Raw genomic sequence first — 25,502 nt, 5'->3', positions numbered from 1 at the left:
GGCACCGAGTCCGGCGGTGCGGATTGCGGTTTCGAGTTCTTGGATGGGCTGCGGCGGCTGCGGCTCGCGGGGTGCTGCTGGCGGTTCATGACGGTTCAATGACGGTTCGGGTGTCATGGGTGCCAGGGTTGAGGTGTCATGGGTGCCAGGGTTGGCGGTCATGGGTGCCAGGGTTGAGTTGCCAACCCGGTCATTTTGACGGGGTGTCAGATTGACCCTGTTGATAACTCCCGTTTGTGCAGGTGACGGGGCTGCGAACCCGGTCATATTGACGGGGGTGTCATTTTGACCGGGTTGGGTGGTGACGATGATTCGGTAGGTGTTGGTTGCTCGTCCGTGTGACGCGGACGTGCGGACGACGAGGCCGGCGTTTTCGAGGGCGCGGATGTGGCGGCGGGCAGTGGACTCGGAGCAGCGGGCGCGGGAGGCTACGCGGTCGACTGAGGGCCAGCAGTAGCCGTTGTCGTCTGCCCAGTCTGCGAGTACGCACAGCACGAATGCCTGGGTGGAGTCGGTGACGGGGGCCTGGTCTAGAACCCACGTCATAATTCTGATGCTCACTGGTTTGCTCCCGGGGCAACGGATTCAAAGGATGGACGGGTGTTTCTGGCGGTGAGCCGCAAACGGAGAGGGCCTGCGGACACACCGGATGCCCGTTACTTCCCGCCGGAGGCGGCGGTGGTCCTAACTGTCACTGAGTGCGAGTGCTGGTGTGGGGAAGGTGATCCCGTAAAGAGTCAGCTGTCGGTTGTTGGCGATGTCGTTGCGCCATTCGTAGATGTGCTCGTCCGGAGTTCCGCCGTCTTCCCATGATGAGACGAGTTCGCGGGCTGCCTGGTCTGCGATGTCGGGGTCGAGTCGGATCAGGACTGCGAGGAGCCATGCTGTGCCGTAGGTCTGGACTTGGATGCCGATACGGCCAGCGTCGAGAGCGCCACCGACCTTCTTCGCGAGCGGCGCGTCGAATGCTGCGACCTCACCAACGAGTTCATCGCGCGAATTCTGGCGCTTGCCGTAGTTTTCGATACCGTCGTCGAGCTGTTCGACGAGCAGGGAAAGCGCGGGTGTTGATTTGTCACCTGCCCATTTCGGCCACGGAATGTCAGCGTCTGCGGCTTCGATCAGAGCCCGGACAGCGTTGGTAACGAGTTCCCTGTCGGAGGGCTCGGCTAGGGGCGTCGTGCTGGACCAGTCGATGAGGTCTTTGACTGCGTGGACGGTTCGGCGTTTGTCGGCAGCGCCGGTTGGCAGTGTGAGCCCGGAGGGAATGTGAGTGACGGACATTCCCCAACCGAAGTAGGTGCCCCGGTCGTCGCGGCGGAGCGTGGGCGTGAGCGCAAAATGGGGACTGCTCGTGGTTTCGCCTGTGACGGTGATGAATTCGCTTCCGGATTCACGTTGAGTGATCATCACGGGAACTTGAATCAGGTTGATGGCCGGACGTTCTTCGTAGGAATAGCTCATGGGGTGCTCCTGGGGCATTGGTCGTGGAGGCAACGGAAGAGTGGGGCGTCGGAGTTCTCGCGGGCTTCGATCAGATCGACGCCGAAGAGTTTGAACGCGACTTTCTCTGTGCCGTCGGGGGTTTCAATGCGGGTGATCTGGTAGTTCCCGGAATCCTCACGGGGGCACAGCACCAGCGGGATTCGTTTCCCGCGTACCGTTTGCACCCAGCGAGCGCGGCGGTTGCAGTCACCGCACGTCTGCTCGAAGTCCGGGCGCGCCATCAGAGGACGACGGTCGGGGCACCCACAGTCACCCAGGCAATGGCGCCGAACGCGCAGCCGAGAGAGGCGAGGGTGAACCAGCCGGACCAACCCAAGCTGTCGGGGTTGCGGCGGTGACGAGGGCGGCGGTACTGGGTTACAGTGGCTTTACTCATTGGGGAGAGATCCTTTCGAGGATTCAGTGAGGCAGCGGGCCATACCGGGCAAGGGGTGGCCCGCTTTCCCGTTTTCATGGGGCACATTTCAATCGCCGACGGTTCTGTGGGCGGGAAGTTCTGTCTTCATAGAGATTCCGGCCCACGCGTTCGACACTGTGAGTACGGACTTGCGGCCAGGGAAGGTGTCGTGTGCGACAACGAAGACCAGACCGCCAGCAGTGAAGCTCGACAGTGACCGAGACGTGAAGTGATCAACCGAACCTCGGTCAGCGAGATTTTGCTGCGAGGACGCCGGAGCTGCTCCGGCGTCCTCGCCGTCTCCTACAGTTACGGAGCCAGTTCCATCAACTGAAGGAGAAGAATCATGAGCGAGCACTTTGTCCGTGTCAACGGAGAGACCTACAACATTGAGCCCGATAAGGTCGTCGACACCTACCGGCTCATCATCGAAGCACGCAACGGTGACGGGAAGATCTTTACTTTCAACCTTGACGACGGTTCGGCGGACATAGTTTTCGTCAATGCCACCACCCCCGTGACGATCACCACCACCAAGGATGTCATCACCCACATTGAGACCCTTGAGAAAGAGTTTGAAGAGCTCTAGGTGATCGAGGGCCGTCGCGAAAGCACGGGCCACGTCAGCGTTTACAGATGTGTTGGTCATCAGTTCGCCTTTCGAAAGTGAATGAAGAGCCCGCCCCGCCAATTCGGGGCGGGTTTTGTTTTGGCCGGCGACACCACCGCGTCCGGCCATCGGGGCCGGAGAACGGTCTTACAAACGGGTGCCGTGGTGTCGCCGGGGATCAGGTGGCGGCGAGCGGGGTGGGGTGACCTTCGCTCGCCGCCGGTATCCCCGCGCCTGCCGATGAGGGGGCGGCGACTGGGGACGGATTTGTGTAGAGCATCTCGGGGACAGCGGTATTCAGCGACAATGCGGCGACATCACGATGAATTGCCCCCGCCGAGATGTATTCGTCGAGCTGAAGAGTGGGGTACTGCAGCCACTGACGCTGCACTCCGGCGACGATGGCGTCGAGATCACACTCGGCGTACGGCGCACTCATTCCGCACCATGCCGGGTCGTTGCGTACTTCTCGATCTCTTCATTCGGAATCAGATAAGCACCCGTACGACCGGGTAGCTTCTCCGCCTTCATTGCGCCCCGGGCGATCGCCTGGAGAACAGCGCGGGGAGTTATCCGCAACCGCTCCGCTGCTTGCGCTGCGGTTTTGCACTGTTCCAAATTCGGCATAGGTGATTTGTACCGCTCAAACTTGGCACATGTCAACTACAGGGTCACATGCGTGTTGTTTTGGCGGATGCTCACAATGGACATTTGACGTACATGTGACTCTTCGCACGCAGATACACTTGTTGCCAAGTTACGAACGTGGTTCTAAACTCCGTACCTATGACAACCGTTTATGACCAAGGCCGAGTCCCTCAGATCAAGCCGCGTCACCGCCTGCGCATTGCGCGCGAGGAGGCCGGCCTTGATCAAACCGAGTTGGCGGATTCGATTGGAATCTCGCGGACAAGCGTGTCCAATGCTGAGAGCGGCAGGTCGATGCCGAGAAAGGTCGTCTTCAACGCATGGGCGTTGGTGACCGGCGTGCCAGTGAAGTGGCTTCTGGAGGGGACGACAGAAAACCCCCACCCGGAAGGACCGGATGGGGGTTCTTTGCTCCCCCGGCTGGACTCGAACCAGCAACCGTCCGATTAACAGTCGGAAGCTCTGCCAATTGAGCTACAGGGGATTGTCTTGCTCGCTTCGCCCGTTCCGGCGTTGCCTGAGAAACTGTAGCGAATCCTCCACCGAAGTACCAAATCGCCTGCCCAGCGAGTCATCAGGCAGGATGGAGTCAGGACGATCGGTGCTGGAGGGAAGCAGGAATGATGCGTTTGTTGATCGGTGTTGCAGCTGGGTACGTCCTGGGAACCAAAGCGGGCCGCGCACGATACGAGCAGATCAGCCGGGCCGCGAAGGCGGTGGCCACTAGTCCGGCCACCAGGAAGGTGTTGGACGCGTCACGGCAGAAGCTGGCCGACTCACTGAGTACTCAGCCCAAGCTCGAGCCGATGAAGCCGATCAACGAGGAGACCACGATTCTGGTCCCTCACGACCAGTTGAAGAAAAACCGCTAGGTCAGACGCTTTGGTCGCCGACAGCCTGCTCACGCAGCTGTCGGCGATACTGCTCCAGGGCCACGAGGTCGCCGAACAGTGAGTTGTACTCCTCGGGGGCCGCGGCAGGTGAGACGCGCTGAAGCTTGGATTTGAGGTCGGCAACCTGCTCGCCCACCCACGCTTCCTGCAGTCGTGCGAGCACTCCGTTGATGTAGCGCGGAACCGTGTCTTCGTCGCACGGCATCGGTTCGACGGCCAACTCCGACACAACCGAGGCCACCGTCATGTCTTCGACGCCCTTGGTGACGACTTCGATCCACTCGGCGCCGCCGAGCCCCTTGCTCGTTCCACCGGCGTCAGCCATTGCCTGCCTGATGACAACGTAAGCGGGGTGGGTGAATGTCTCGGGCGGCAACGAGTCGAAGACACTGCCGGCGATGCCAGGGTGCTGCAATGCGGCCTTGAGGACAGCTCGCTGCGTCGAGAGCGCCGGATCGTTGGGCCGGGGCCTGGAGATTCCGATCGGCAGCGCAAGCGCATCGGCGGCCGGTGGGTCGACAACCTGACGACGCTTGGGCGCCGGTGAAGATCCACGCGTCGACGCCCGTTTGCGAGCTTCGTCACGCACGCGTCGTCGAACCGACGGAAGATCGTCCCAACCGACCCATCCGCACAACAGATTTGCGTAGCTGTCGCGCAGAGTTGATTCCTTGATCTGCGCGACGACGGGGACGGTACGACGCAGTGCCTCGACGCGACCTTCAGCGGTCTCCAGATCATGCTCGGTGAGGATGGACTTCACCACGAACTCGAACATCGGAGTGCGCCGTGCCACGAGGTCGCGAACGGCGGCGTCACCGGACTTCAGACGCAGATCGCACGGGTCCATTCCGTCGGGAGCGACGGCGACGAACGTCTGCCCGGCCATCTTCTGATCACCCTCGAACGCCTTCATCGCAGCGGCCTGCCCCGCGGCATCACCGTCGAAGGTGTAGATGATTTCACCACGAAAGTAGCTGTCGTCCATCAGGAGTCGGCGGAGCATCGCGAGGTGCTCCTCACCGAAGGCGGTTCCGCACGAAGCGACGGCGGTCTTGACGCCGGCCAAGTGCATCGCCATGACGTCGGTGTAACCCTCGACGACTACCGCCTGGTGCCCCTTGGCGATGTCGCGCTTGGCGAGGTCCAAGCCGAACAAGACCTGAGACTTCTTGTAGAGAATCGTTTCCGGCGTGTTGACGTACTTACCCGGCATGGTGTCGTCGTCGAAAAGCTTGCGGGCACCGAAGCCGATGACGTCACCGGCGACGCTGCGGATCGGCCACAGAAGTCGGCGATGGAACCGGTCGATCGGGCCTCGTCGGCCTTCTTTGGACAGCCCGGCTGCTTCGAGTTCCTTGAACTCGAAGCCCTTGGACATCAAGTGTTTTGTGAGAGTGTCCCAACCTTCGGGCGCGTATCCACACCCGAACTGCAGCGCAGCGGCGCCGTCGAAGTTTCTCTCGGTGAGGTAGTCGCGCGCCGCCTGGGCATCTGGTTCGCGTAGACGAGCGGCGTAGAACTCCTGAGCCGCCGCGTTTGCTGCGATCAAGCGTGCACGGGTGCCTCGATCGCGTTGAACGGACGGCCCACCGCCCTCGTACGAAATCGTGTAGCTGAGTCGATCGGCCAACTGCTCGACAGCCTCGACGAAGCTGATGTGGTCCATCTTCTGCAGGAACGAGTACACGTCCCCACCCTCACCGCAGCCGAAGCAGTGGTAGAGGCCGTGGTTGGGTCGCACGTGGAACGACGGCGACTTCTCGTCGTGAAAGGGACACAGACCTTTGATCGAATCGCCACCGGCACGCTTGAGTGAAACGTATTCACCGACGATGTCCTCGATGCGAGTGCGTTCGCGAATGGCCGCGATGTCTCTGTCAGAAATTCGGCCCGCCACGTACATCAGTCTAGGCGGTCCCCCGACACCTCCTGACAACGATATGTTGATGGCCGACTCTGCACCGCAGCGATGGGACCGACGATGACTGGAAACGCCTCGAGCTCGCACGAAGGGCGATCGGGAACCCGATTCGGCGTCTACGAGTTGCGTCGCCTCCTCGGCCGAGGCGGAATGGGTGAAGTGTACGAGGCGTACGACACCTCGAAGGATCGCCTGGTCGCACTCAAGTTGCTCCATCGCGAGCTTGCGGCCGACCCGTCATTCCAAGCTCGTTTCCGCCGAGAATCTCGCACCACCGCCGCCTTGAACGAACCTCACGTGATCCCTGTGCACGACTGGGGCGAGATCGACGGAGTCCTCTTCATCGACATGCGCTTGGTCGAAGGCCACACATTGCGAGCCGAGTTGGCCGAGTTCGGCCGACTCACGCCTGCACGAGCCGTCGACATCGTCTCGCAAATCGCGTCGGCGCTGGACGCCGCACATGCCCGCGGGCTCATCCATCGTGACGTCAAACCAGACAACATCATTCTCACGAACAACGGCTTCGCCTACCTCGTCGACTTCGGAATCGCATACTCACAGACGGACACGAAGATCACCACCGAGGGAAGCGCAGTCGGTTCGTATGCATACATGGCGCCGGAGCGGTTCGGAATCGAAACACCGACGGCCGCAGCAGATGTCTATTCTCTGGCTTGCGTCCTCTACCAATCACTCACCGGAACAACACCTTTCAACACCACAAGCATCGAGCACCTGGTCAATTCGCACCTGAACGCTCCGCCGCCACGCCCCACGCTGACGGTTCCCTCGTTGCCGCAAGGTTTCGACGCCATCGTGGCTCGCGGAATGGCAAAGGATCCCGCACACCGCTATCCGACAACGGGAGCGCTCGCACTCCAAGCGCGGCAGGCCCTCTCGACGAACCACACCCCCGGTGCGGCGGGCGGATTGCACCCCACGCTCGTCGGCCCGCCTACCTACACCACGGCGAATCCCGCTCACGGGACCTACGCGCACATCGCGACAAAGACCAAGCGCAATCGAGCGCCGATCGTCGTCGGTGCAGTAGGTCTTGCCCTCATCCTGGCGGCGGGCGGCGCAGCGGCGTGGGCGGTGCTCACAGACTCCGGACCGGAATCACCAACCACTGCAGCGGCTTCCACCGCTACGTCGACACAGGAACCCATTCAGGAGCCGGTCGGAACGCCGAAGCTCGAGTCGCTACCCACCGCCGGACTGCAAGCGACCACAACCACTCGGGCGTCGAACCCGTCCGCGAGAAACGGCGACCTCGGGGTGAGCAAGCCGATCACCGTCCCCGCATGCAAAGGAACCGGAATCGTGGTGTTGGCCAATGCCACCGATCCGGCAACATACGCCAGCGAGATCCAGAACTACCTCGACGCGTTCCCCGGCTCGAAATACTTACGGACAGACGGGTCCTGCCCGTCACTGCGTCAAGTCTCCGATTCGGGGACGGCGATCTACACGGTGTATCGCGAATCCGGGAACACCGAGTCGAAGATCTGCAAGGACGTTCGCGCAGCAGGCGGCGACGCTTACGGCAAGTGGCTCGATACCACTACCGACCCGTCGACGCGGATGACCTGCTGAGGGCGTGAGCGGCTCAGCCCCAGCTGGCCTGCGCGCCCAGGCTCGCTTTGTCCACCCGTTCCAGCCGACTCTCCGTGTACGACGCGATCTGATCCACCACTACCCGGACCCGAGCGCCGTCGTCCGCGGCTCGCTCCCACGCGGGCAGCAGTATCGGATCGAGCCCGGCCGGCGCGGTTGCCAACAGCCATTCCGCGACGCGATGGACACGATCACGCTGCCGATCCTGACGCGCCTTGTGTCCAGCGTCGGACATCACGTAGTACAGCGCCACTGTCTTGAGCAATGCCACCTCGGATGCGACGGCCTCGGGTATGTCGAGGCCGGCTTGATACCGCGAGAGGGGTCGGTCACCGTGTGTCAGCCGGGTGCTGGCAATCGCCGCGGTGGCGAAGCGACCCACCAATTCACTCGTGAGATTCTTCAGCGCGACGGAACTTCCGAGCGTTCCGTCGAAACTTCCGACCCCGCGTACGACAGGGAGTTCGGACAACCGTTGAGCGGCTTCGATCAGATCGTCGACTACCAACCCCCGAAACTCGGAGGCCCCCAGTTCTGCCAGTGCGCGCTGCTCGGACGGATCGGCAAGCGAGCGAAGGTCGATACGGCCTGCGATCACGCCGTCCTCCACGTCGTGCACGGAATACGCGATGTCGTCGGCCCAGTCCATGACCTGAGCTTCCAGGCATTGCCGTCGGTCGGGCGCCCCCTCTCGAACCCAGGCGAGCACCTCTGCGTCGTCGTCGTATGCCCCGAACTTCGCGCCGGGCTCAGGGCGGGTCCAGGGGTACTTGATGGCTGCGTCGAGTGACGCCCTGGTGAGATTGAGGCCTGCGCTCAGACCGTCGGGGCGCAGGATCTTGGGTTCGAGGCTGGTCAGTATCCGCAGATTCTGCGCATTGCCCTCGAAACCTCCGCAGTCCTTGGCGACTTCGTCCAGGGCCTTCTCGCCGTTGTGACCGTACGGTGGGTGCCCGATGTCGTGCGCGAGACCGGCGAGGTCCACCAGGTCCGGATCGCACCCGAGTCCGTCGGCAATCCCTCGCCCGATCTGTGCGACCTCCATCGAGTGCGTCAACCGCGTACGAGGTGTGTCACCGTCGCGCGGGCCGACAACCTGGGTCTTGTCGGCCAAGCGTCGCAAAGCCGCGGAATGTTGGACACGGGCCCGATCTCGCGAGAAGTCCGAACGATGCTGCGCCGCTGCGATCTGCGAACCCGGCAACCCCGCTCGCTTCGGCGCCTCGACGACACGACGTTCGAGGTCGTGTTCGGAGTAGGTGCCGCCTCCGTAGGTGGTGTGAGCTGTCATGGTTCTATTGCCCTGCCGTGTAGGGGAAGTCTGCCGAGAAGTGCGTGAGCTGATACCAGAGCAGCGCGCCGGTTTCACGGGCGATTCCGTGCAACTGGGATTCGCGGGTGAAGACAGCCGGGCCTTGACGGGTAGGGGCGGTCCACGCCTGGAGCCCCGTGTCGCGGGCCATCGTCCGTGTTCGCAAGGAGTGCCACGGGTCACTGACCAGGACAGCGGAATTGATTCCCTGCGAGGACATCTCGGCACTCACCGCGTCGATGCTGAGCAGTGTGTCCGAACCGGTCTCCACAGCGGTGATCGCACTCGAGGGAATTCCGCGATCGGTCAGATACATCTTTCCCGACGCCGCTTCGGTGTACTCGTCACCTTCTTGTTTACCGCCGACGGTGATGATCTGCGGAGCCACTCCGCGCTTGTACAGCTTGTACGCCTGCTCGAGTCGGGCCTCGAACACGGACGACGGAGTGCCGGAATACTGCGCCGCGCCCAGAACGACTATCGCGTCGGCCGGTCGTGTGTCGTCGATGCGTGCCACCTGCCACACCCGGAACGCAGTACCCCCGACCAGAACCACGGCGATCAACAGCGCTCCGGCGATCAGTCGGCGCGTCCAGCGAGCCAATCCTGCCCCGAAGCCGCCCGCCCGTGAGGGTGATGGGTCGTGGGGGCGGTTACCGAAAGCAGGTTTCACTCCCGCAATTCTGCCAGTTCGCGGCGATCACCTCCGATGCCGACGCGCCACAACGGATAGATTTGCGTCATGGCCCTCGCACCACACTTCGCGCAGTTGTCCTCGGTAGAGCAGAGTCGGACAACCACCCGACCCGTTCGGCGTCGGGGAAGCGCCGCAGCCGTCGCTGCGATTTTCGCTTTGCTGGCGCTCGTCTTCAGTCCCGCGCTCGCCTCGGCGGACGCCCCGATGGTGTTGCCGAATCACATCACCGACACCTCCGGGGTCCTCGACGCCGGGCAACGCAGCGATATCCAAGCCGCCATCGATCAACTAAGCGAGGACCACCAGATCGATCTGTGGGTCGCGTTCGTCCCCGATTTCAACAACCTGGGTGGCCAGGCATGGGCACAGCAGACCGCCACGAAGTCGACGCTGAGTACCAAGTCCGTCCTGCTTGCCGTTGCCACGGCAGAGCGTGCTTACTACCTCGATGTCCCGGCTGAGCTGAGCAACATCACGGATTCCGACATCGAATCGATCAATACCGACGCCGTGGAACCAGCTCTCGCCGAGGATGATTGGACCGGCGCGGCAATCGCCGCAGCTGGAGCACTCGGCGACGCGAACAACACGAGCGGCGGAATGGGAGTCGGAACACTTCTCATCGCGGGCGGCGCTGTGGTGGTCGGGACAGGCGGCGTGGTCCTGTACTCACGTAAGCGCAAGAACGACAAGAACAAGGCAAGCGTCGAAGCCGCGAAGAACATCGCCCCCGACGACTTCGCCAGCCTCAACGCGCTTCCGCTGCCCACCCTCGACGAGCGGGCGAAGGAGATCCTCGTCGAGACGGACAACGCGATCGCCGGCAGCCAGGAGGAACTCGATCTGGCTCGCAGCGAGTTCGGAGATTCCGCAGTTGCGCCCTTCTCCGCCGCATTCGACAAGGCCAAGGCGACTCTCGCGGACGCCTTCGCGATCAGACAGCGACTCGACGACGCCATCCCGGAAACTCCCGATCAACGCCGGCAGATGCTGATCGACATCATTTCCTCGTGTGGTCGAGCCGACCAAGAACTCGAAGCTCGCGTCGAGGAGTTCGACGGACTCCGCGACCTTCTCATCAACGCCCCGGCACGCCTCGATGCGCTGACGCAGAGTGTTGTTTCTCTCAGCGTGCGCTTGCCCGAGTCCGAGGCGATCCTGACCAAACTGAAGGATCAGTTTCCCGCGCCGACGCTGGCATCTGTCGTGAACAACGTCACGATGGCGAGTGAGCGCCTGACGCTCGCCGAGAAGTCGATCGAGGAAGGCCGAGACGCGACGGCGCTGCCGGCCGGTAAGCAGGGCGCTGCCGTCACCGCGATTCGCACTGCCGAAGCGGCTCTCGATCAGGCGCGCAAACTACTCGACGGCGTCGATCACGCCGCCGACGACATCCGAAACGCCATAGCGACGCTTCCGTCCGCGATGGACGACGTCCAGCAGGGCATCACCACTGCGGATGCTTACCTGGCGCAGGGCGGGCAGAAGTTGGCGGACGCGAAGTCCGCGGCCCAGGCAGCGTTGGCGAATGCTCAGACGTCTAAGGACAGTGATCCGCTGACAGCCTTCAACCAGATCGTCGCGGCCGACGCCCAACTCGACGCGCTGCTTGCCGACGCTCAGGAACAGAAGCAGCAGCTCGAACGTGCACAGCAGCGCCTCGCCCAGGACATTCTGGCCGCGCAGGCTCAGGTGACCGCTGCAGGTGACTTCCTCGGAACCCGGCGCGGCGCGATCGGGGCCGAGGCCCGCACTCGCTACGCAGAAGCTCAGCGGCACCTGCAGGCCGCCCAGCAATTGCAGGCTTCGGATCCGTCGAAAGCACTGCAACACGCCCAGGCCGCGACCACCCTGGCGACGCATTCGCTTCGCGCAGCGCAGAACGACGTCAACACGTGGGAAGCAAACCAACGACCCCGCGGTGGCGGCGGCGATGCGACAGGAGCGATCCTCGGCGGCATCCTGATCAACAGCATTCTGCGAGGTGGCGGAGGGCCGCGTTCGTACGGCGGACCGAGCAGCAGCGGACGCTCCGGTCGCGGTGGCGGCGGCGGTGGTTTCGGCGGTGGTGGCGGCGGCCGCACCAGTCGAGGCGGCGGCGGCCGGTTCTGACGGATCCCGTCGAGGTAGTAAAATCCCTACTTTGTTCACGACCGCACTCGTCGTACGCTTCATCCGGCAAGTCGGGATCACAGATCATACGAAGGTGTTATGGAAAGCGTCGCCCCGCAGATAACCGTCGTTGTACCTACATACAACGAGCGTGAGAACCTGCCAAAGCTCGTCGATCGCCTCGCCGCGTTGAAGATCCCGAACCTGCACGTCCTCGTGGTGGATGACAACTCCCCCGACGGCACGGGCGAGGTTGCGGACAAGTTGGGTATCGATGGTCCCATCCCGGTCGGAGTGCTTCACCGCACGGTCAAGGACGGACTCGGCCGTGCGTACGTCGCGGGCATGAGCCGGGCTCTGGCGGAGAACGCCGACATCGTCATTCAGATGGACGCGGATCTCTCGCATCCGTCCGAAGCGATCCCCGCGATGATCGAGATCCTCACCACGACCGATGCGGCAGTCGTTCTCGGCTCCCGCTACGTCGAAGGTGGCGCAGTCGCCGGTGACTGGCCGTGGCATCGCAAGGCTTTGTCCGCCTGGGCGAACTTCTACGTCAACGCAATTCTGCGACTGCACGTCAAGGACGCAACTGCCGGCTTCAAGGCGTGGCATGCAAAGACCTTGCGCGACATCGACGTCGAATCGGTGCAGAGCAACGGCTACGCATTCCAGGTCGAGATGAACTACCGAGTTGTTCAGCGTGGCATGAAGATCGCCGAAACTCCCATCCGCTTCGAGGAGCGCACCGAAGGTGTCTCCAAGATGAGTCTCTCGGTTCAGTTGGAGTCGGCGCTGGTGCCGTGGAAGCTCAAGTTCGGCAAGAAGTCTCTGTGACCTGTGCGGCCGATCGGAAGTAGTCGGCCGTCTGCATGTCCGACGGGTAGAACGATTCGATCGCGATCTCTGCGAGCGTGACGTCGCGCGGCGTACCGAACACGGTGGTGGTGCTGAACATCGCCAGTTCGGTGTCGCCGGCGCGTACCCGCAACGGAACCAGCAGGGAATTCGCGCGGTCGTCGTGCCACTCCCCTCCACTCGGATACGTGCGCAACTCGTCGAGCAGCGACGACAATTGTTCGTCGGCACTGACTTCCACTTCCCGAGCCAGCCGTGCGAGCAGGTGGGCACGCCACTGCGCGAGGTTCACGATCCGCGGCGCCATGCCCTCGGGATGCAGGCTCAGTCGCAATACGTTGACCGGTGGTTCCAGGAGGAATGCAGCGGCGCCCTCGGTCAGGATCCCCACGGCACGGTTCCCGGCGACCATCTCCCACTGCTGATCGACCACCACGGCCGGATACGGATCATGAGCTTCGATGATGCGATCGATGGCCTCACTCACCGCTGACATCGGCGCTTCCGCCAACGACTTCTGCGAGTACTCCGGCGCATGACCACTTGCCAGCAGAAGCGTGTTCTGTTGTCGTAGAGGAACATCCAGACATTCGGACAGGTGAAGAATCATGTCCCGGCTGGGTTTGGAGCGGCCGGTTTCGATGAAGCTCAGATGCCTTGTCGACACTCCTGCCGCTGCCGAGAGACTTAGCTGAGTGAGCCTTCGCCGCTCCCGCCATCTTTTGAGTTCGGTGCCCACGTCCATCGTCTCGAAGGTCATTCTCTCAAGTTAGCGACCCGAGGTAGCCGAGGCCATGACCTCCGAGGTAATCGACCCGAAACAGTTTCGGAGGAACAGTGGTCTCAGCCGGCGCGACCGCCGGATCTTCACCACCGGACACTGATCAAGGGAGCGACCATGAGCGACTTCGACGCAATCGCCGACGCCTATATCGACATGTGGAACGAAACCGATACCACCGCCCGTAAAGCACGGATCGAGCAACTGTTCGCACCCGACGGTCGCTACACCGATCCGCTCGCGGACGTCACCGGACACGATCAGATCGACGCGATGATCAACGCTGTGCAGCAACAATTTCCGGGCATGCACTTCACCCTCATCGGACCGGTGGATGCGCATCACCGACAGGCTCGATTCGGCTGGGCTCTCGGCCCGGCGGGGGCCGGGTCACTGATCGACGGGTTCGACGTACTCGAACGCGACGACGACGGCCGGGTGACGCTCGTCCTCGGGTTTCTCGACAAGGTGCCTACGGTCTGAAGCGGGACTTCCACCGACAGCCTTCGTCACGAAGGTTGTCGGTGGTCCGTGGCATCATCGGCCCCGATGAACGCCGACGGATTTACCTGGTCCACACCGATTCCCGAGCCCGAGGGTGCGGAATACAGCGCTCACACGCTGACCGTCAACGGCCTCCCCACCGTCTATCGAACCGCCAAGACGACGCCGACCAAGCTCGGTCAGTTCGTCACACTGTGGCGCCGTTCCGAGGCCGGGCCCATCCGTCCATTCGACACCGGAGACGGCGTGATGCTGTTCGTGGTGAAGGTCTACGACGAAGAGCATGTGGGGCACTTCGTCTTTCCCACCGAAACCCTCGTCGAACACGACATCGTGTCGACGAACTTCTCAGGTGGTAAGCGCGCCATCCGGGTCTATGCGCCCTGGATTACGCCGACCAGCACGCAAGCAGTCAGAACTCAGCGCTGGCAGAGCCGGCATTTCGGCGAGTTCCCCGATGTGTTCAGCTCAACTGCTGTTCAGCTCAACTGATACGTCGCGATGATGACGCCTGTTGTCGTAGGGGCACTTTCGGTGAGGGTGAACTGAGCGAGCGCAGCTCCGTCGGGGAACAATCTGCGCCCGGTTCCGAGAACCAGCGGATGAATCAGCAGAGTGTAGGTGTCGACGAGTCGCCGTTCGGCCAAAGACGTGATCAAGTCGCCGCTGCCCAGAATCACCAGATCCGGGCCCTCGCTTTCCTTGAGCGTGGCGACCGCATCGGCGGCATCACCTTTCAACAAGGTCGAGTTCTTCCACGGCAGCGGTTCACCCAAAGTTCTTGACGCTACGTACTTCTGCGTGTTGTCGAGCACCTCGGTGAACGGATTGTCGGTCTGAAACGGCCAGTAGGAGGCGAAGTTCTCGTAGGTTCGGCGTCCGAAGAGCAACTCGGATTTCTTCGCCATCCCCTCCCCCATTTTCTGTGCCATGACGGAATCGTTGAAGGGCGCCGCCCATCCACCGTGCTCGAATCCGCCACGACGGTCTTCGTCCGGCCCACCAGGTGCCTGCATGACACCGTCGAGAGTCACGCTGTTGGTCACGCTGAGTTTTCTCATAGCTTCGATCCTGCGCCTGAAGATCCGTCAAGGATAGAGAAAACGGGCGGTCCTTCTCGATTGAGAAGGACCGCCCGTCAGCTTCGAACGAATCAGGAACCGATCAGCCGTGCAGCCAGGTAGCTTTCCACCTGATCGAGGGCGACGCGTTCCTGCGCCATGGAGTCACGCTCACGCACCGTCACAGCCTGATCTTCGAGAGTGTCGAAGTCGACCGTGATGCAGAACGGCGTACCGATCTCGTCCTGGCGACGGTATCGACGACCGATGGCGCCGGCGTCGTCGAACTCGACGTTCCAGTTCTGACGCAGCTGCGCTGCAAGATCTTTTGCCTTCGGCGTCAGGTCCGCGTTACGCGAGAGCGGCAGAACTGCGGCCTTGACGGGTGCGAGTCGACGATCCAGGCGCAGCACCGTGCGCTTGTCGACGCCACCCTTGGAGTTGGGTGCCTCGTCCTCGGTGTACGCGTCGACCAGGAAGGCCATCAGCGAACGCGTGAGACCGGCCGCCGGTTCGATGACGTACGGCGTGTACCGCTCACCCGTCGTCTGGTCGTAGTAGTTCAGCTCGGTGCCCGAGTGCTTGGAGTGCGTCGAGAGATCGAAGTCGGTACGGTTCGCGATACCTTCGAGCTCACCCCATTCGCTGCCCTGGAAGTGGAAGCGGTACTCGATGTCGGTCGTGCCCTTCGAGTAGTGCGAAAGCTTTTCCGGCGCATGCTCGTACAGCCGCAGGTTGTCCTTGTTGATGCCGAGGCCCGTGTACCAGTCGAGGCGGTAGTCGATCCAGTACTGATGCCACTGCTCGTCCTCACCCGGCTTGACGAAGAATTCCATCTCCATCTGCTCGAACTCGCGGGTGCGGAAGATGAAGTTGCCGGGGGTGATCTCGTTGCGGAAGCTCTTGCCGATCTGGCCGATGCCGAACGGCGGCTTCTTACGCGAGGTGGTCAGCACGTTGGCGAAGTTCACGAAGATGCCCTGGGCGGTCTCGGGGCGAAGGTAGTGCATACCCTCTTCGCTCTCGACGGGGCCGAGGTACGTCTTGAGCATCATGTTGAAGTCGCGCGGCTCGGTCCACTGGCCGATGGTGCCGCAATCGGGGCAACCGATGACATCCATCGAGACGTCGTCCGGGTTGTCGAGCTTCTTCTTCTCCGCGTACGCCTCCTGCAAGTGATCCTGACGGTGACGCTTGTGGCAGTTGAGGCACTCGACGAGCGGGTCGTTGAAGACACCGACGTGACCGGATGCGACCCACACCTCGCGGGGCAGGATCACCGAGGAGTCGAGGCCGACGACGTCCTCGCGGCTGGTGACCATGTTGCGCCACCACTGACGCTTGATGTTCTCCTTGAGCTCGACACCCAATGGGCCGTAGTCCCATGCGGACTTGGTACCGCCGTAGATCTCACCGCAGGGGTAGACCAGGCCTCGCCGCTTGGCGAGATTGACAACGGCTTCGATCTTGGACTTGGGTGCCACTCGATTGCTCTCCATCTGGGTAATAGATGCATGATTTTCGTGCGCTTTTCGCACCATCAGCCTATCTGGCGGCTGCCACGCACTTCCGTCCAAGGTTGACATGCATACTTGTGCATATCAAAATGAAAGTGATTTGCAATAATGTGGTGAGATGGCTATGCCCGGACATCGTGATCTACCCCTCGAAGGAGCCTCGCTGTGAGCATTGCGGATACCGGCGATCTCCATAAAAGCCATGATCATTCCGACCTCGGACACACGCACGATCCGTTCGAAGCCGCACCTCCCGCGCCCGTGCCGCCCAAGGAAACCCTGGCGGCAGCCGGCGAAATTCTGCGGGCACTGGCTGCACCCGTTCGCATCGCGATCGTGCTTCAGTTACACGAGTCGGAGCGTTGCGTTCACGAACTCGTCGGCGCCCTCGGTGTCACTCAGCCACTCATCAGCCAGCATCTGCGCGTACTCAAAGCAGCGGGCGTCGTCCGCGGCGAGCGCAACGGACGAGAAGTTCTCTATCGACTCGTCGACGATCACCTCGCACACATCGTCGTCGACGCTGTCGCCCACGCCGAAGAAGGATGAGATTCCACCGCATGAACACTCCGGGCAGTACAACCTCGAAACGTGGACCGGCCACCGTCGGCGTTCGTTCCACGAAACAGCGCAGCGCCATTTCCGCCCTGCTCGACGACATCGACGAATTCAAATCGGCACAGGAACTGCACGACGAACTCCGCAAGCGCGGTGAAGGCATCGGCCTTACCACCGTCTACCGCACGCTGCAGGCACTCTCCGACGCCGGAACCATCGACGTCCTCCGCACCGACACGGGTGAGTCCGTCTACCGACGCTGCTCCTCCGGGCACCACCATCACCTGGTGTGCCGCAACTGCGGATTCACCGTCGAGGTCGAGGGTCCGACGGTCGAGCAGTGGTCACAGACCATCGCCGAGGACAACGGTTTCACCGAAGTGAGTCACACCGTCGAGATCTTCGGCACCTGCCGCGATTGCGCCGGCAACTGAGGCCGTCGAGGAATGGAACCCCGCCCGAGCACGTCAGGGAATCAAACCCTGACGCGCGGTATCGGCGCCGGTGAGCGCGAGTAGCAACATCGTGGTCAGTGCCTCGTCGTCCAGTCCGGCCGCCGGGAACGTGTACCGCAGAATGACGTCCGCCAGACTGCCGTGGCCGAATACCGCGATCGAACCGAATTGGATGGTCCGGTTCCGCTCGGCCACCTTGCGGTGCAATGCCGCGCTGACCGGTCGGTCCCACGCGAGAACACACGTCATGGACAGCACGTCCAGACCCTCGGACAAATTCATTGCCTGGATCGAGCACAGCGCGCCGGAGTACTGGAAACCCAGCGAGCCGTCCGCAGCCACATCGACCGTCACGAAATGCGCCAGCGAGGCGGCCGCGCGTTCTTGAAGGCGGGCTGCTTCGTCGGTGGTGTCGGTCATGTTCTCCCCTGTCATTTGACGCCACCGAATCTACGGTCGCGTGAGGCGTATTCGACGCAGGCGGCCCACAGGTCGCGGCGGTCGAAATCGGGAAACAGCTTCTCCTGGTACACCATTTCGGCGTAAGCGGATTGCCAGATCAAGAAATTGGACGTCCGCTGTTCCCCCGACGGACGCAGGAAGAGATCGACGTCGGGCATGTCGGGCTCGTCGAGGTACTTCGCCACCGTCGCCTCGGTTATCTTGTCCGGATTGATCTCACCGGCCGCGACACGCTTCGCGATTTCCTTTACCGCATCGGCAATTTCGGCCCGGCCACCGTAATTCACGCACATGGTCAAGTTCATGACTGTGTTGTTCTTGGTCAGTTCTTCGGCGATCTCGAGTTCCTTGATCACGCTGGCCCACAGGCGCGGCTTACGACCGGCCCAGCGAACCCGCACACCCATTTCGTTCATCTCGTCGCGTCGGCGGCGGATGACGTCACGGTTGAAGCCCATCAGGAATCGAACCTCGTCGGGACTGCGCTTCCAGTTCTCGGTGGAGAAAGCGTAGGCGGAGAGCCACTCGACACCCATCTCGATGCACCCGCACACCGTGTCCATCAAGACCGCTTCACCGCGTTCGTGCCCGGCGGTTCGCGGCAGACCGCGCTCCTGCGCCCACCGTCCGTTGCCGTCCATCACCAGCGCGACGTGGCGCGGAATGAGTTCGGTTTGCAGGATCGGCGGGGTCGCTCCGGACGGATGTGGGTCCGGTGGCCGGATCACCCGATCAGCAGCAGAGTCAAGCGGAGTTCGCGGTTCGCGTCGTCGAATCACGTGTTCCATCCTGCCTCACGGGCAAGTCGACCTCGACGGCTGCATGCGGCCTCGAACGCTCGATCAGCGGCAACGTCCGCAATTGACGCTCGAGATGCCACTGTAGATGCGCCGCGACCAGTCCGCTGGCTTGCGTCCGCAGCGTCGCGGGCGCCGAATCGGTGCCCTCCCACTCCCCTCGGAGCAGCGCTTCCATCAAGTCGAGCACTCCGGGCGACGGCGTCGCAGCACCTGCCGGGCGACAGTAGGTACACACGGCTCCGCCGGCGGCGACATGAAATGCACGGTGCGGTCCCGGAGCGCTGCAGCGGGCGCACTCTTCGAGGGCCGGCGCCCAACCCGCATAGCCCATGGCTCGCAACAAGAACGCGTCGAGCACGAACTCGACCGGCCGCGCCTGCTCGGCGATCGCGCGCAGTGCTCCCACCGTCAATCGCTGAAGCTGCGGGGCCGGCGCGCGTTCCTCACCGGCCAACCGCTCGGCAGTTTCGAGTACGGCGCAGGCCGTGGTGTACCGGCTGTAGTCGTCGACTATGTCGGTGGCGAAAGCATCGACCGTCTGCACCTGGGTGATGATGTCGAGATTCTTGCCCGGAAGTAGTTGCACGTCGATGTGAGCAAACGGTTCGAGTCTGGCACCGAACTTGGAGGTGGTTCGGCGGACACCCTTGGCCACGGCACGGACCAACCCGAACTGGCGGGTGAGCAACGTGACGATGTGGTCGGCCTCGCCCAGTTTGTGCAGGCGCAGCACCACTGCCGTGTCTCGATACAACCTCACTGGTCCAGTGTCCCACGTTGTACCGACGACCGATCCCGATGCCGCGCCCGATCCCGAGCTGGATGGTGTCCGGATAGACTGACCCGATGCCGAGCGACGCAATTGCGCAACCTGCCACTGCAGAGTTGACCGGTCGCGAAGCTCGGTGGGAGCGGCACAACTCCGAGCGCCAGAAACGGATACTCACCTCGGCAGTCGAACTGATCGAAGAGCGGGCTGCAGGCGCCGAAGTATCCGTTCAGCAGATCGCCGACCGTGCCGGCCTCGCCAAGTCGGTGGTGTACCGGCAATTCAGCGGACGAGACGACCTCGATCGACGAGTCCGCGCGTTTGTGCTCGGCCAATTCGCGGCTGCCCTGGATGCGTCGATGAGCATTTCGGTCGGCACTCTCGACGAGATCCTGACTCGCACCATCAGTGCCGTAGCGGAGTGGATCACCGAACATCCTCGGATTCACGAGTTCATGGGTACCGGCCCCACCGACTACGACGACGAGAGCATCGACGCGATCAGCAGCCTGAAGGCGACGATCGCCGACTCGGCCCGGGCCACCATCACCGAAGTCGGTCGATCCGTGGGGATCGATTCCTCCCCCTTCGATTCACTGCCCTTTGCCGTGGTGACGATGGTCGAGGGCACCCTCACCCACTGGGTCCGAAGCGCCGATCCGAAACCGAGCCGCGACGAGATCGTCGCCGATCTCGCGAAGTACACCTGGTACATGTTCGACGGCGTGGCCCGCTCGAGCGGACTCACGATAGATCCTCATGTCGAATTGTCCACGCTCATCGCTGAACTGGTGTCCTCCGACGCACAGTCGCGGCCCGACTAGTTCCGGGACTTGTCGGAGCGCTTGGGCTCGCCACGATAGCGTGCATAGTCGCCGTCGATGCGTAGCTTTCGCCACGCGCGCTTCGACACCGGGTTCATCAACCCGAGTTCGTCCGCCAGGGCTCGCATTTCACCGAAGTAGTTACCCAGAATGCGGCGTGAATGCGGGCTTCCCCAGAAGGCGCTTTTCATCACCTCGTCCGGGATGCCGAATTCTTCGGCGAATTCCTTTGGCGGTGACATGATTTCGCCCGCGAGCCAACGCATCGTAGCGGGGAAGGCCACCGACGTAACCGCCCGACTCGTACGACTGAGCCTCGGGACGTGATTACGCAAGAACTCGTGCGCAAACGAAATATGCCTCGCTTCTTCGGCGATGTGAATCTCCATCGTGCGGAGCATCGCCGGCGGAGTGTCCTTGCCTTCGCGGATCAAGTCCTTCTGGAAATGGTCGATCGGTTCTTCACCAGCCAAAATGCCGATGAAGAAGATGACCGGGAACTTGGCACCCAGTACTCCGATGACGGGCGAGAGTCGCCGGAACATCGGACGCATACCCGGCACGTCGATGTCCATGCGATTGACGAGTTCCTGGAACATCTGGATGTGATTGCACTCTTCGGTCATCTCGTGCAAGCAGTAGCGGAACTCCGGCGACTGGTTGGGCAGCGCCATGATGTACTGCAGCATTCCCCGGATCAAGATGCTCTCGAAGGCCGAACCCACCTTGGTCACGTTCGCCTGTCGCCACATTCCCATGGCGATTCGACGCTCCAACGACTGATCCTGGTACCACTGCGTCGCTCCGAGCGGGTCCGAGACGGACGAGAGTACCCACCTCGGATCATGTGGATCGATCGCGAACTCTGCTGAATCCCAGTCGATGTCGAGATAGGGATCGAAACTGCGGGCAACTGAGCCCTCGGACAAAGTCTGCAGTACCTCGTGGTACGGCTTTTCCACTTCGATCGACGCTGACCGAGCCATCGGTGTCTCCTCACGGCCAGTCCGTCGATTGCAGTCGACGGACTTGAATGAGGTCAAACATAATGGGACACCGCGTCCCACGCAACCCCTTCGGGGGTCTGATTTCAGGCCCGCCGCACCGGGATGATCTCGCGAACCTTCTCGTCTCGGAGATACAGTCCCGCCCACATGACGATCCCGGTGTAGACGGCGAACAAGGTTGTGCTCAGCAGAGGCTGTTCAGCTCGAAGGTTGGTCAACACAGCGCCACCCAGATAACCGGTGAGCAGAATCGCGCCGAATATCGACGTTCGCGGAATCACGTACAGCGCAAGGCAGATCAGCTGCACAACTCCGGCCGTCAATGCCAGCGAGTCCGGCAGCCCCAATTCGGCCGAGGCATCCTTGACGGTCTGAAGGTTGAGAATGTGGATGATGCCGTCGAAAAGCATGAAAAGGACGAACAGGCCACTGAGCACGTATCCGACCTTGCGAGCCGTGGCCGAAGGTGTCGTCGTGCCGTTACCGGAAAGGGTGTCGTGGTGGGCAGGCTGGGTGGTCATCGGAATCTCCCGGGGCGAAGGCGAGCGGCCGGTTGCCACTTCGCTTGCAATTACGACTCCCGAGCGATCGAAAACTCATCGCGCCCGTCGTTACTACGCACCCGGCGTTCAGGACGATTCACCTCTCGTGGTCTCATGGACGGCGACACGGGGTGCCGAAAAAGTCGGCTGAGATCAGACCCGATGAACCTGACCAGTTAGCACTGGCGGAGGGATGTCGACATGACCGAACAGCAATTTCAGCGCGCATTGAACCTGGACGAGCAGATCGTTCTGATCACCGGCGGCGCCCGCGGGCTCGGCGCCGCACTGAGCCGAGCATTCTCCCGCTCGGGGGCCCGGGTGATCGTGAACTACAACAAGAGCCGTGATGCCGCCGAGGCCCTGGTCACCGAACTGGGCGAGGATCGCGCCTACGCAGTCCAGGCAGACGTGACGGACCGCAGTTCGGTAGACCAGTTGTTCACCGCCGCACGCGAGCGATTCGACGCACCGATCTCGACCGTGGTCGACAATGCACTCGTCGACTTCTCGTTCAACGGCGATGCCCGGCCGAACGCGGACACGATCACCTGGGCCGACTTCGACTCTCAACTACGCGGAGCCGTTGCCGGCACACTCAACACCACTCAGGCGGCACTCTCCGGCATGCGCGAACTCGGCTTCGGCCGAATCATCACTGTCGGAACCAATCTGGTCCAGAATCCGGTAGTTCCGTACCACGACTACACCGCCGCCAAGGCTGCACTGTTGGCACTGACACGGACACTGTCCGCCGACCTCGGTCCGGACGGGATCACAGTCAACATGGTCTCCGGCGGTTTGCTCCGTACCACCGATGCGAGTGCCGCGACACCGGAAGCCGTCTTCGACATGATCGCGGCGAGCACTCCCCTGCGCCGAGTCACCACACCGGACGAATTTGCCGACGCCGCACTCTTTTTCGCCTCACCCTGGTCGCGGGCCGTGACCGGCCAGAACCTGGTTGTCGACGGCGGACTCGTCAAGAACTGATGGGCGCACAACTACGGATAGGTGCGTTCCTGCTCGGTTGCGGACACCACAGTGCGGCGTGGCGGCACCGCGACTCACCCGTCGAAAGTCTCGGCGACATCACGTATTACGAGTCGCTTGCCCAGATCGCCGAACGCGGGAAGCTGGACGCCGTTTTCTTCGCGGACGGTCACAGTGTTCGAGAACCCGAGTCTGGTGCGTCGTGGTTTCTCGAACCGATCACCGCATTGACTGCCATGGCACGAGCGACGGCGAACGTCGGCCTGGTCACCACCATCTCCACGACCTTTTACACGCCGTTTCACGCAGCACGACTGTTGGCGTCGCTCGACCACATCAGCGGCGGACGGGCCGGCTGGAACGTCGTGACCTCGATGTTCGACCAGGAAGCGCGCAACCACGGCCTCGAGGCGATGCCCGATCATGCGTCCCGATACGAACGAGCCGACGAATTCGTCGACGTGGCCCTCGCATTGTGGGATTCATGGTCGGAAGACGCGCTGATTCTCGACCGGTCGGGGCGTTTTGCCGACGCAAGCAGGATTTCTCGAATCGATCACGACGGCAAACATTTTCGGGTGGACGGGCCGTTGACGGTTCCGCGCTCCCCGCAAGGTAGGCCGGTGTTGTTCCAGGCAGGGGCGTCCGAGCAGGGTCGCGATCTGGCGGCGCGACGCGCCGAGGCAGTCTATTCGGTTGCCTACGACCTACCCAGCGCACAGAGCTACTACGCGGACGTGAAATCGAGAATCGAGCGCGCCGGCCGGGATTCGAACTCGGTCGCCGTCATGCCGGGGTTGGTCACCTACGTCGGCAGCACCGTCGCCGAGGCACGGGCGAAGAAGGCCGAACTTGATCTCCTGCTGCCCACCGAACAATCGATACGCCAACTCTCGTTGTTCACCGGGCAGGATTGCGAGAACTGGGATCTCGACGGGCCCGTGCCTCCGTTGCCTCCACTCGAAGCATTCACCGGGCCGCAGGGACGCTACGCAACTATTCTGCGGATCGTCGAGAAGGACGCACCGACTGTGAGGGAACTCCTCGGAACGCTGGCTGCAGGTGGTGGTCACGCAACGATGATCGGCACACCGGAGTCGATTGCCGACGAGATGGAATCCTGGTTGCGCGGTCGCGGCGCCGACGGCTTCAACCTGATGCCACCGACCTATCCCCAGGGACTGGAAGATTTTGTCGACCAAGTTATTCCGGTATTGCAGGCTCGTGGGTTGTTCCGACGCGAATACGAGGGAGCGACTCTGCGAGAAAACCTCACCTAGTCCGGAAGTAGCGGCACCGACAGATCGGGGTCACGCCCCAGGAGCACTCCCCTCGTGAGGGCCGCGGAGCCGAACTTCTTCCGGACACTGTCCATCGCCGAGTCGAGGGCCGCGGTGTCCGGGCTCGCGAATCCTGGACCGTCGAAGGGCAATTCGAGCTGCTGGGCACCGTCACGATCCAGGTTGGAGACTGCTACCCCGATCAACGTGATGCCTTTGTCCGAGATTGTCGGTATCGCTTCATCCAGCAGCACCATCGAGGCGTTCAGCAGCTCCGCTGTGTCATCCGTGGATCGGCGCAGCGTGTGCGAACGAGTGGCCCGCGTGAAATCGGCGAAGCGGAGCCGGAGCGTGATCGTGCGCCCCGTCCGCTGCGCCGAACGCATCCGCCGACTGACACGGTCGACAAGGGACATCAACGACGCATCGAGTTCTGCGCGGGGATGGGATCCGCGACCCAGCGCATGCTGAGCACCCATCGAACTGCGGCCACGATAGGCGCGGACGGGGCGTGGATCTCGGTTGTGCGAGAGCGCGTAGAGATGGCGGCCGGCGCCACCCCCGAGAATCGAGACGATCGAGGATTCGTCGTGCCGAGCGATGTCACCCACCGTCACGATGTCGAAGTTTCGCAACTTCTGGGCCGTGATCTTGCCGACGCCCCACAGTTTCTCGACAGGTAACGGATGCAGGAATTCGGTCTCACCCTCCGGCGGCACTCGCAGCAATCCGTCGGGTTTCGCGAATGCACTCGCGACCTTGGCCAGGAACTTGGTGCGAGCGATGCCGACTGTGATCGGAAGTCCCACCTGCTCGGCCACGTCGCGTCTGAGGTTGGCTCCGATCTGCAGCGGGTTTCCCACGATCTTGGCGAGGCCACCGACCTCGAGAAAGGCCTCGTCTATGGAGATTCCTTCGACCAGCGGCGACGTGTCGTGAAAGACGTCGAATACGTCTTTGCTCGCCTGCGAGTACGCCGACATCCGCGGAGGAACGACGATCGCCTGGGGACACAGTGATCGAGCCTGACCACCACTCATGGCGGTGCGAACCCCGAATGCCTTGGCCTCGTAGCTTGCCGCCAAGACCACTCCACCACCGACGATGACCGGCCTGCCCGCCAAAGTCGGGTCGTCGCGTTGCTCGACCGATGCGTAAAACGAATCAAGGTCCGCGTGCAGGATCGTTGCGTCACCCGTAGGTCGGAGACCCCCAGAATGCGCACCGCCAGGGTGATTACCTGGCGTTTCTCGATCCAGCGGTTCATTCGGCACGAACATATGTTCCCATGCGCCACCGACACCGCGGAAGGCCTGCGAATAGATTCCGTGGAATTAATCACGGATCGTGCGTACGCTGAAAGAATGATTCC

The 25,502-nt window shown here is 62.4% G+C and carries 31 protein-coding genes, 1 tRNA gene and 1 riboswitch; of the genes, 13 read left to right on the top strand and 19 right to left on the bottom strand.

Annotation, left to right across the window (positions count from 1 at the left end; all coding sequences use genetic code 11):
- From G8767_RS20850 to G8767_RS20835, 4 genes are all read right to left on the bottom strand, one after another.
- Positions 1-561, bottom strand: a 561-nt coding sequence (locus G8767_RS20850; RefSeq protein WP_166811508.1) for a helix-turn-helix domain-containing protein, incomplete at its 3' end; no start/stop codon positions are given.
- A gap of 123 nt (positions 562-684) precedes the next feature.
- On the bottom strand, positions 685-1,464 hold the full coding sequence (locus G8767_RS20845; RefSeq protein WP_166811506.1) for a hypothetical protein: 780 nt from the start codon (positions 1,462-1,464) through the stop codon (positions 685-687).
- Entirely contained in the window at positions 1,461-1,727 is a 267-nt protein-coding gene (locus G8767_RS20840; protein ID WP_166811504.1) for a hypothetical protein, read from the bottom strand. The genes G8767_RS20845 and G8767_RS20840 overlap by 4 nt, the downstream gene beginning before the upstream one ends.
- Positions 1,727-1,882, bottom strand: a complete 156-nt coding sequence (locus tag G8767_RS20835; RefSeq protein ID WP_166811502.1) for a hypothetical protein — start codon at positions 1,880-1,882, stop codon at positions 1,727-1,729. Before G8767_RS20835 ends, G8767_RS20840 begins: the two co-directional genes overlap by 1 nt.
- 367 nt (positions 1,883-2,249) lie before the next feature.
- Here G8767_RS20835 and G8767_RS20830 point away from each other — a divergent pair, with 367 nt between their 5' ends.
- Positions 2,250-2,492 carry a hypothetical protein gene (locus tag G8767_RS20830; RefSeq protein WP_166811500.1) on the top strand — a complete coding sequence of 81 codons (243 nt, stop codon included), beginning with the start codon at positions 2,250-2,252 and terminating at the stop codon, positions 2,490-2,492.
- Positions 2,493-2,691: 199 nt separating this feature from the next.
- On the opposite strand, the gene G8767_RS20825 is transcribed toward G8767_RS20830, so the two are convergent.
- Together G8767_RS20825 and G8767_RS20820 are read right to left on the bottom strand one after the other, a co-directional pair.
- A complete protein-coding gene (locus G8767_RS20825) occupies positions 2,692-2,952 on the bottom strand; it encodes a hypothetical protein (protein WP_166811498.1) in 261 nt (86 codons plus the stop codon).
- Positions 2,949-3,140, bottom strand: a complete 192-nt coding sequence (locus tag G8767_RS20820) for an excisionase family DNA-binding protein (RefSeq protein WP_166811496.1) — start codon at positions 3,138-3,140, stop codon at positions 2,949-2,951. The genes G8767_RS20825 and G8767_RS20820 overlap by 4 nt, the downstream gene beginning before the upstream one ends.
- A gap of 159 nt (positions 3,141-3,299) precedes the next feature.
- Here G8767_RS20820 and G8767_RS20815 point away from each other — a divergent pair, with 159 nt between their 5' ends.
- Positions 3,300-3,611, top strand: coding sequence for a helix-turn-helix transcriptional regulator (locus tag G8767_RS20815; protein WP_166811524.1), 312 nt, complete (start codon positions 3,300-3,302; stop codon positions 3,609-3,611).
- Here G8767_RS20815 and G8767_RS20810 read toward each other — a convergent pair.
- Positions 3,573-3,645 (bottom strand) — tRNA-Asn (locus tag G8767_RS20810). The genes G8767_RS20815 and G8767_RS20810 overlap by 39 nt on opposite strands.
- A gap of 136 nt (positions 3,646-3,781) precedes the next feature.
- Here G8767_RS20810 and G8767_RS20805 point away from each other — a divergent pair.
- Complete coding sequence (locus tag G8767_RS20805; RefSeq protein ID WP_166811494.1) at positions 3,782-4,033, top strand: hypothetical protein; 252 nt, start codon at positions 3,782-3,784, stop codon at positions 4,031-4,033.
- A gap of 1 nt (position 4,034) precedes the next feature.
- On the opposite strand, the gene dnaG is transcribed toward G8767_RS20805, so the two are convergent.
- Positions 4,035-5,954 carry a DNA primase gene (gene dnaG, locus G8767_RS20800; RefSeq protein WP_166811492.1) on the bottom strand — a complete coding sequence of 640 codons (1,920 nt, stop codon included), beginning with the start codon at positions 5,952-5,954 and terminating at the stop codon, positions 4,035-4,037.
- Positions 5,955-6,026: 72 nt separating this feature from the next.
- Here dnaG and G8767_RS20795 point away from each other — a divergent pair, with 72 nt between their 5' ends.
- Positions 6,027-7,577 (top strand): serine/threonine-protein kinase, encoded by a 1,551-nt coding sequence (locus tag G8767_RS20795; protein ID WP_166811490.1) that lies wholly within the window; start codon positions 6,027-6,029, stop codon positions 7,575-7,577.
- A 13-nt stretch (positions 7,578-7,590) separates the two neighbouring features.
- Here the strand turns inward: G8767_RS20795 and G8767_RS20790 are convergent, their stop codons facing one another.
- On the bottom strand, positions 7,591-8,889 hold the full coding sequence (locus tag G8767_RS20790; RefSeq protein ID WP_095969785.1) for a deoxyguanosinetriphosphate triphosphohydrolase: 1,299 nt from the start codon (positions 8,887-8,889) through the stop codon (positions 7,591-7,593).
- A gap of 4 nt (positions 8,890-8,893) precedes the next feature.
- The gene (locus G8767_RS20785) at positions 8,894-9,514 is read right to left on the bottom strand and encodes a YdcF family protein (protein ID WP_206029603.1); all 621 of its coding nucleotides are present in this window, start codon (positions 9,512-9,514) and stop codon (positions 8,894-8,896) included.
- Positions 9,515-9,652: 138 nt separating this feature from the next.
- Between G8767_RS20785 and G8767_RS20780 the strand changes: the two genes are divergently transcribed.
- Entirely contained in the window at positions 9,653-11,719 is a 2,067-nt protein-coding gene (locus G8767_RS20780; RefSeq protein WP_166811488.1) for a TPM domain-containing protein, read from the top strand.
- A 99-nt stretch (positions 11,720-11,818) separates the two neighbouring features.
- Positions 11,819-12,556: a polyprenol monophosphomannose synthase gene (locus tag G8767_RS20775; RefSeq protein ID WP_003944487.1), complete on the top strand. Its 738-nt coding sequence runs from the start codon at positions 11,819-11,821 to the stop codon at positions 12,554-12,556.
- Here G8767_RS20775 and G8767_RS20770 read toward each other — a convergent pair.
- Positions 12,531-13,337, bottom strand: coding sequence for a helix-turn-helix transcriptional regulator (locus G8767_RS20770; RefSeq protein WP_099697614.1), 807 nt, complete (start codon positions 13,335-13,337; stop codon positions 12,531-12,533). The genes G8767_RS20775 and G8767_RS20770 overlap by 26 nt on opposite strands.
- Positions 13,338-13,475: 138 nt before the next feature.
- Between G8767_RS20770 and G8767_RS20765 the strand changes: the two genes are divergently transcribed.
- Together G8767_RS20765 and G8767_RS20760 are read left to right on the top strand one after the other, a co-directional pair.
- On the top strand, positions 13,476-13,841 hold the full coding sequence (locus tag G8767_RS20765) for a nuclear transport factor 2 family protein (RefSeq protein ID WP_166811486.1): 366 nt from the start codon (positions 13,476-13,478) through the stop codon (positions 13,839-13,841).
- A gap of 48 nt (positions 13,842-13,889) precedes the next feature.
- Entirely contained in the window at positions 13,890-14,354 is a 465-nt protein-coding gene (locus G8767_RS20760) for a MepB family protein (protein WP_346843016.1), read from the top strand.
- Here G8767_RS20760 and G8767_RS20755 read toward each other — a convergent pair.
- A complete protein-coding gene (locus G8767_RS20755; protein WP_166811484.1) occupies positions 14,342-14,923 on the bottom strand; it encodes a dihydrofolate reductase family protein in 582 nt (193 codons plus the stop codon). The two genes, G8767_RS20760 and G8767_RS20755, sit on opposite strands and share 13 nt — an antisense overlap.
- Positions 14,924-15,015: 92 nt before the next feature.
- Positions 15,016-16,407 carry a glycine--tRNA ligase gene (locus tag G8767_RS20750; protein WP_095969985.1) on the bottom strand — a complete coding sequence of 464 codons (1,392 nt, stop codon included), beginning with the start codon at positions 16,405-16,407 and terminating at the stop codon, positions 15,016-15,018.
- Positions 16,408-16,701: 294 nt separating this feature from the next.
- Here G8767_RS20750 and G8767_RS20745 point away from each other — a divergent pair, with 294 nt between their 5' ends.
- The gene (locus G8767_RS20745) at positions 16,702-16,989 is read left to right on the top strand and encodes a metalloregulator ArsR/SmtB family transcription factor (RefSeq protein WP_223257795.1); all 288 of its coding nucleotides are present in this window, start codon (positions 16,702-16,704) and stop codon (positions 16,987-16,989) included.
- Positions 16,990-17,000: 11 nt separating this feature from the next.
- Positions 17,001-17,432: a Fur family transcriptional regulator gene (locus G8767_RS20740; protein ID WP_095969984.1), complete on the top strand. Its 432-nt coding sequence runs from the start codon at positions 17,001-17,003 to the stop codon at positions 17,430-17,432.
- A 33-nt stretch (positions 17,433-17,465) separates the two neighbouring features.
- Here G8767_RS20740 and G8767_RS20735 read toward each other — a convergent pair whose 3' ends face one another.
- Genes G8767_RS20735 through recO form a run of 3 tightly spaced genes read right to left on the bottom strand, consistent with a single transcriptional unit; the run spans position 17,466 to position 19,475 of the window.
- Positions 17,466-17,888, bottom strand: coding sequence for a YbjN domain-containing protein (locus G8767_RS20735; RefSeq protein WP_019749000.1), 423 nt, complete (start codon positions 17,886-17,888; stop codon positions 17,466-17,468).
- Positions 17,885-18,703, bottom strand: a complete 819-nt coding sequence (locus G8767_RS20730) for an isoprenyl transferase (protein WP_003944543.1) — start codon at positions 18,701-18,703, stop codon at positions 17,885-17,887. Before G8767_RS20730 ends, G8767_RS20735 begins: the two co-directional genes overlap by 4 nt.
- Positions 18,660-19,475, bottom strand: coding sequence for a DNA repair protein RecO (gene recO, locus G8767_RS20725; RefSeq protein ID WP_029255636.1), 816 nt, complete (start codon positions 19,473-19,475; stop codon positions 18,660-18,662). The genes G8767_RS20730 and recO overlap by 44 nt, the downstream gene beginning before the upstream one ends.
- Positions 19,476-19,561: 86 nt before the next feature.
- On the opposite strand from recO, the gene G8767_RS20720 reads away from it, so the two are divergent.
- Positions 19,562-20,308 carry a TetR/AcrR family transcriptional regulator gene (locus tag G8767_RS20720; RefSeq protein WP_095969778.1) on the top strand — a complete coding sequence of 249 codons (747 nt, stop codon included), beginning with the start codon at positions 19,562-19,564 and terminating at the stop codon, positions 20,306-20,308.
- Here G8767_RS20720 and G8767_RS20715 read toward each other — a convergent pair.
- Positions 20,305-21,294: a diiron oxygenase gene (locus tag G8767_RS20715; protein WP_095969777.1), complete on the bottom strand. Its 990-nt coding sequence runs from the start codon at positions 21,292-21,294 to the stop codon at positions 20,305-20,307. The genes G8767_RS20720 and G8767_RS20715 overlap by 4 nt on opposite strands.
- A 104-nt stretch (positions 21,295-21,398) precedes the next feature.
- On the bottom strand, positions 21,399-21,836 hold the full coding sequence (locus G8767_RS20710; RefSeq protein ID WP_095969983.1) for a DoxX family protein: 438 nt from the start codon (positions 21,834-21,836) through the stop codon (positions 21,399-21,401).
- Between the two features lie 138 nt (positions 21,837-21,974).
- Positions 21,975-22,068, top strand: a riboswitch (TPP riboswitch).
- Between G8767_RS20710 and G8767_RS20705 the strand changes: the two genes are divergently transcribed.
- On the top strand, positions 22,059-22,850 hold the full coding sequence (locus G8767_RS20705) for a 3-oxoacyl-ACP reductase (RefSeq protein ID WP_095969982.1): 792 nt from the start codon (positions 22,059-22,061) through the stop codon (positions 22,848-22,850). Its footprint overlaps the riboswitch before it by 10 nt.
- Entirely contained in the window at positions 22,850-24,130 is a 1,281-nt protein-coding gene (locus G8767_RS20700) for an LLM class flavin-dependent oxidoreductase (protein WP_166811482.1), read from the top strand. Before G8767_RS20705 ends, G8767_RS20700 begins: the two co-directional genes overlap by 1 nt.
- On the opposite strand, the gene dinB is transcribed toward G8767_RS20700, so the two are convergent.
- Positions 24,127-25,410, bottom strand: coding sequence for a DNA polymerase IV (dinB, locus tag G8767_RS20695; protein WP_095969775.1), 1,284 nt, complete (start codon positions 25,408-25,410; stop codon positions 24,127-24,129). The genes G8767_RS20700 and dinB overlap by 4 nt on opposite strands.
- Positions 25,411-25,502 lie beyond the last annotated feature (92 nt).

It is taken from the genome of Rhodococcus sp. IC4_135 (assembly GCF_011602025.1).
Lineage (GTDB): Bacteria > Actinomycetota > Actinomycetes > Mycobacteriales > Mycobacteriaceae > Rhodococcus_F > Rhodococcus_F baikonurensis.
The sequence above is the reverse complement of the archived record's forward strand: the minus strand, read 5'-3'. Positions and strand labels throughout refer to the sequence as shown.

What these genes read in the sequence shown, in the direction of transcription:
- G8767_RS20845 (WP_166811506.1), bottom strand. Translation starts at nt 1,464, where the DNA reads ATGAGCTATTCCTACGAAGAACGTCCGGCCATCAACCTGATTCAAGTT.
- G8767_RS20840 (WP_166811504.1), bottom strand. Translation starts at nt 1,727, where the DNA reads ATGGCGCGCCCGGACTTCGAGCAGACGTGCGGTGACTGCAACCGCCGC.
- G8767_RS20835 (WP_166811502.1), bottom strand. Translation starts at nt 1,882, where the DNA reads ATGAGTAAAGCCACTGTAACCCAGTACCGCCGCCCTCGTCACCGCCGC.
- G8767_RS20830 (WP_166811500.1), top strand. Translation starts at nt 2,250, where the DNA reads ATGAGCGAGCACTTTGTCCGTGTCAACGGAGAGACCTACAACATTGAG.
- G8767_RS20825 (WP_166811498.1), bottom strand. Translation starts at nt 2,952, where the DNA reads ATGAGTGCGCCGTACGCCGAGTGTGATCTCGACGCCATCGTCGCCGGA.
- G8767_RS20820 (WP_166811496.1), bottom strand. Translation starts at nt 3,140, where the DNA reads ATGCCGAATTTGGAACAGTGCAAAACCGCAGCGCAAGCAGCGGAGCGG.
- G8767_RS20815 (WP_166811524.1), top strand. Translation starts at nt 3,300, where the DNA reads ATGACAACCGTTTATGACCAAGGCCGAGTCCCTCAGATCAAGCCGCGT.
- G8767_RS20805 (WP_166811494.1), top strand. Translation starts at nt 3,782, where the DNA reads ATGATGCGTTTGTTGATCGGTGTTGCAGCTGGGTACGTCCTGGGAACC.
- G8767_RS20795 (WP_166811490.1), top strand. Translation starts at nt 6,027, where the DNA reads ATGGGACCGACGATGACTGGAAACGCCTCGAGCTCGCACGAAGGGCGA.
- G8767_RS20790 (WP_095969785.1), bottom strand. Translation starts at nt 8,889, where the DNA reads ATGACAGCTCACACCACCTACGGAGGCGGCACCTACTCCGAACACGAC.
- G8767_RS20780 (WP_166811488.1), top strand. Translation starts at nt 9,653, where the DNA reads ATGGCCCTCGCACCACACTTCGCGCAGTTGTCCTCGGTAGAGCAGAGT.
- G8767_RS20775 (WP_003944487.1), top strand. Translation starts at nt 11,819, where the DNA reads ATGGAAAGCGTCGCCCCGCAGATAACCGTCGTTGTACCTACATACAAC.
- G8767_RS20770 (WP_099697614.1), bottom strand. Translation starts at nt 13,337, where the DNA reads ATGACCTTCGAGACGATGGACGTGGGCACCGAACTCAAAAGATGGCGG.
- G8767_RS20765 (WP_166811486.1), top strand. Translation starts at nt 13,476, where the DNA reads ATGAGCGACTTCGACGCAATCGCCGACGCCTATATCGACATGTGGAAC.
- G8767_RS20755 (WP_166811484.1), bottom strand. Translation starts at nt 14,923, where the DNA reads ATGAGAAAACTCAGCGTGACCAACAGCGTGACTCTCGACGGTGTCATG.
- G8767_RS20740 (WP_095969984.1), top strand. Translation starts at nt 17,001, where the DNA reads ATGAACACTCCGGGCAGTACAACCTCGAAACGTGGACCGGCCACCGTC.
- G8767_RS20735 (WP_019749000.1), bottom strand. Translation starts at nt 17,888, where the DNA reads ATGACAGGGGAGAACATGACCGACACCACCGACGAAGCAGCCCGCCTT.
- G8767_RS20730 (WP_003944543.1), bottom strand. Translation starts at nt 18,703, where the DNA reads ATGGAACACGTGATTCGACGACGCGAACCGCGAACTCCGCTTGACTCT.
- G8767_RS20720 (WP_095969778.1), top strand. Translation starts at nt 19,562, where the DNA reads ATGCCGAGCGACGCAATTGCGCAACCTGCCACTGCAGAGTTGACCGGT.
- G8767_RS20715 (WP_095969777.1), bottom strand. Translation starts at nt 21,294, where the DNA reads ATGGCTCGGTCAGCGTCGATCGAAGTGGAAAAGCCGTACCACGAGGTA.
- G8767_RS20710 (WP_095969983.1), bottom strand. Translation starts at nt 21,836, where the DNA reads ATGACCACCCAGCCTGCCCACCACGACACCCTTTCCGGTAACGGCACG.
- G8767_RS20705 (WP_095969982.1), top strand. Translation starts at nt 22,059, where the DNA reads ATGACCGAACAGCAATTTCAGCGCGCATTGAACCTGGACGAGCAGATC.
- G8767_RS20700 (WP_166811482.1), top strand. Translation starts at nt 22,850, where the DNA reads ATGGGCGCACAACTACGGATAGGTGCGTTCCTGCTCGGTTGCGGACAC.
- dinB (WP_095969775.1), bottom strand. Translation starts at nt 25,410, where the DNA reads ATGTTCGTGCCGAATGAACCGCTGGATCGAGAAACGCCAGGTAATCAC.